This window comes from Vreelandella sp. L-25 (assembly GCF_056857535.1).
The window spans coordinates 1-2,871 of sequence record NZ_JBSXNH010000085.1 but is presented as its reverse complement, the minus strand read 5'-3'; the positions used below and the strand labels follow the sequence as shown (position 1 = coordinate 2,871).

At 55.1% G+C, this 2,871-nt stretch carries 5 protein-coding genes and 1 pseudogene; 1 reads left to right on the top strand and 5 read right to left on the bottom strand.

Annotation, left to right across the window (positions count from 1 at the left end):
- From AC13CN_RS14700 to AC13CN_RS14680, 5 genes are all read right to left on the bottom strand, one after another.
- Nucleotides 1–314, bottom strand: a 314-nt coding sequence (locus AC13CN_RS14700) for a transposase (RefSeq protein WP_483053222.1), incomplete at its 3' end; no start/stop codon positions are given.
- 63 nt (nt 315–377) lie between these two features.
- A complete protein-coding gene (locus AC13CN_RS14695; RefSeq protein WP_253558078.1) occupies nt 378–971 on the bottom strand; it encodes a hypothetical protein in 594 nt (197 codons plus the stop codon).
- 115 nt (nt 972–1,086) lie between these two features.
- On the bottom strand, nt 1,087–1,431 hold the full coding sequence (locus tag AC13CN_RS14690) for a helix-turn-helix domain-containing protein (protein ID WP_074210613.1): 345 nt from the start codon (nt 1,429–1,431) through the stop codon (nt 1,087–1,089).
- A complete protein-coding gene (locus tag AC13CN_RS14685; RefSeq protein ID WP_074210612.1) occupies nt 1,415–1,681 on the bottom strand; it encodes a type II toxin-antitoxin system RelE family toxin in 267 nt (88 codons plus the stop codon). The genes AC13CN_RS14690 and AC13CN_RS14685 overlap by 17 nt, the downstream gene beginning before the upstream one ends.
- A 14-nt stretch (nt 1,682–1,695) precedes the next feature.
- A complete protein-coding gene (locus tag AC13CN_RS14680; RefSeq protein ID WP_253558076.1) occupies nt 1,696–2,616 on the bottom strand; it encodes a tyrosine-type recombinase/integrase in 921 nt (306 codons plus the stop codon).
- 89 nt (nt 2,617–2,705) lie between these two features.
- On the opposite strand from AC13CN_RS14680, the pseudogene AC13CN_RS14675 reads away from it, so the two are divergent.
- Nucleotides 2,706–2,871: pseudogene (locus tag AC13CN_RS14675) on the top strand (IS5/IS1182 family transposase); the annotation flags it as partial.

The following is a 2,871-nucleotide window of genomic DNA, read 5'->3' as shown; positions in this document are numbered from 1 at the left end:
CGCTTCAGGTAGGGCGGCAACAGCGCGCTGCTGAAGGTCACCCCGTCGCCACTGCGGTCACGGACGCGGGGCACCTTGATCTCGACGTCGCCGATACCGGTTTGCACGGTGCGCTCCGGCAGGTAGCCGTTGCGGACGACGGCACGGCGACCGTCTTCCAGCGTCTTCTCGGCGTACTGCTCAAGGAACGTGCTCAACTCGACCTCCACGGCTTTGGCGATCAGATCTCGGGCACCTTGGCGAAGCAATTCATGCAGCGGGTCGGTAGCACCAGTGTCTGGTTGCGTCACGGCTTGGAGAGTAGAATTGCTCATGGCGTATCCGTCCTATGTTGGTTGTGATCTGGCGAGATCAATCAACAGGATACGCCACCCTCTCTACTGCCCTCCATACACAAGAACTGAGCTTAACTCTGAGGTGTCAGCGCCACTTAGAAAGTCAGGCAACTCCACCTCAGACCAGCCAAGCGATAATAACCATCTGGCAAGCTCTGAACGGCTTACATCAAAATCAAAGTCAAAATCACCTTCACTAGAAGCCAAGACATCAAAATCAATACTGTCCACCAGATCGTAAGCGATTAACTCATAGAAAATAGTGCTGGTCGTTATGCCAATCTGTTTACCAGTAACATCTATGTCCTTTGCTATCGTATCTTCTTGTGGCTCAGATAAGCGCTTCCAAACCCTTATAAGACCTTTATCTTCTTCATCTGAAGGTTGAATCTCGCCCTTAATAACAGCCCTTTTCAACCTGCCAAGCCACGCGGTAGCGCTAACCAGTTGCTCTTTTTGTCTAACCTCTCTCTCGTAAGCCCATCTGATAGAGGCAAACGGCCCCCACAGCGCATCATCCAAAGCCAGCGTAGGGCAGTCCGGGTCTACCTCCCAAGGATCGATACCTGCTAATAGCAAGCATGCGTTGTCTATACGGATATGGCTTTGTGATCGCCAGATATTCATTGGTGTCATACAGCGCTACTCCTAACGCTTGCACTCCAAGTAGGTTGGCTGGCTAACGCGGTGGAGTTATCCGCGCTTTCGGGTGTACGGCCCTAGCCAGCCAAAGCGTGCAGCAGTGGCCGCGTTACTCTTCTAGCGTGAGTTGGCGTACATGGATGCCCATAGCGGTCGCCAGCTTCTTTAGGGTGGTGTGGCGGGGCTTAGCGTTGGCGCTTTCCCACTGGGCAACTTGTGCCTGGGATACGTTCAAGCGTCTTGCTAGCTCGGCTTGTGTGACGCCAAGGTATTCACGCCAGCAGCGGGTTAGCGGCACATCATCGACCAAGTGGCGGCTGACAATTTCGTGAGGCAGCGTCAACGCATCCACTTCCCCGGCACGCTCTACCAGGGCAGTAAATTGCTCTAACGGCAGCACGGCATAGCGGCGGCCTGCCTGTTCGCTAATCTGGTAATCAATAGGTGCGTTCATCGCGTTTTTTCACCTCCTCGATAGAGACCACTCGCAGGCCCGTTTCCACATCGAAAAGCACGCGATAACGGCCTACACGTAGGCGATATTGGTACTGGTGGCGGGTGAGGGGCTTAATGTCGTGGGTCTCTTTACACTCTGGCCAAGTGGCTAGGCTGCCCACCCGTTTAATGACCATGGCGCGGTCAGACGCATGTAACTTCTTGGCTTGTTTGGCCGCTTTGAGCGTCCATTGCACTTGATAGGTCATAAGGTTTTATAAGTTTAGGCGTTGGTTGAGACAACGGCAAGCGCTGGCAGCGTTTCTTGTGTAGCGTTCGGCGTCTGCTTTACCAGTGTTTCTACAATGTCGCGGGTGTGATCTGGGCGCAGGTGGGCGTAATGCTGAATGGTGGTCTGTATATCGCTGTGGGCCATGAGTTTAGAAACGGCGAGTAAGTCAGCTCCCGCCATCACCAGTTGAGAAGCGAAGTTGTGGCGCAGGGTATAAAGCACCAATTCATCAGGTAGCCCGGCAAGCGTGCGCACTCTGGCCCATGGCTTCTGCATGGCTGTTCTATCAAAGCGCTTTCCTGTTTGCGGGTTGGGGAATACTAAGCCGTTTTTGGGCTTGCCTTGCTGTTCATGCCAAACATTCAGCACATAAGCGGCAGCGCTGGAAAGCGGAAAGGTCATAGGCTCAGCGTGGTGGTGCGCGGTTTTCTCTATGGTTTTGCGGATCGTCTTAAACGCTAAGTTGACGTGCTCCCAACGCAGGCCCGTAATATCACCTGGTCGAAACCCGGTGTAGTACATGGTCAGCACCCAAGGCATCACATGATCCACATACGTAACGTGATCCAGGTCGGGCAGGTAGGCTTTGCCATGGGCGCGGCTGTTGCGGCGCTGCTCGCGCTTTTCCTGTTGATAGGCTTCAAGGCCAGCAAACAGCGCTTTCACTTCATCCGGTTCTAAGTAGCGACGTTGGCTTGCCTGCTCGGCTAAGTCGTCATCATTCAGGGCTGGGCGCTGTAAGTTCACACGCGCCAGCGGGTTGGTGGGAATCACGTCACGTTCAGCGGCATGGGCGAGAAGGCCGCACAACGCATCAAAGGAGCGCTTAAGCGTACTAAATGCGCGTGGCTTGTCGGCGCTCTCCTGCTCGGCCTGCCAGCGCTCTACATCTGCACGGGTAATATCGCCCATTGGCTTTGCCAGCCAGCTAGCAGCCTGTCGGTCTTTCCGTTGCACCGTGAGATACTGTCCACCGTCATCGCCGAGCTGAGAAGATCGCCATGAGCCGCTTCATCCCTGTGGATGGCCAGACCGATTACCTGCTGCCGCCTTCGGTAGACGAGTGGTTGCCCGATGGTCACCTGGCGCGGTTCGTTGTCGATGTTGTCGAACAACTGGACCTCTCGACGTTGACCCGGCGTTACATGGGGCGGGGTTCCAAGGCAC

Coding starts and splice junctions, on each gene's coding strand:
- AC13CN_RS14680 (WP_253558076.1), bottom strand. CDS start 2,616: ATGGGCGATATTACCCGTGCAGATGTAGAGCGCTGGCAGGCCGAGCAG.
- AC13CN_RS14690 (WP_074210613.1), bottom strand. CDS start 1,431: ATGAACGCACCTATTGATTACCAGATTAGCGAACAGGCAGGCCGCCGC.
- AC13CN_RS14695 (WP_253558078.1), bottom strand. CDS start 971: ATGACACCAATGAATATCTGGCGATCACAAAGCCATATCCGTATAGAC.
- AC13CN_RS14685 (WP_074210612.1), bottom strand. CDS start 1,681: ATGACCTATCAAGTGCAATGGACGCTCAAAGCGGCCAAACAAGCCAAG.